This is a genomic window from Chryseobacterium sp. 14P4.3.2 (genome assembly GCF_057799275.1).
The window spans coordinates 1-245 of sequence record NZ_JBYOKO010000100.1; the positions used below are offsets into that span (position 1 = coordinate 1).

A 245-nucleotide genomic window follows, 5' to 3' on the forward strand; every position below is an offset into this window, starting at 1 on the left:
ACAGTCATTGATAATCTTTCCTATTCATATTCTGGAAATCGGCTAAATTCAATTAATGACAGTACTAATAATGCAACAGGATATGAAGGCGGAGGAAATACAATCACATATGACCTGAATGGTAATATGAAGGATATGCTGGACAAGCAGATTCTGGGAATCAATTATAATTATCTGAATTTACCAAACAACATAACACGTGGTTATGATTTTAATATTAATCATCTCTATCGTGCAGATGGAGT

At 33.1% G+C, this 245-nt stretch carries 1 protein-coding gene; it reads left to right on the plus strand.

What is annotated here, in order from left to right; translation table 11 throughout:
* Window positions 1–245: hypothetical protein (locus tag AC27VX_RS23935; protein ID WP_488698493.1), on the plus strand; the 245-nt coding region annotated here is incomplete at both ends.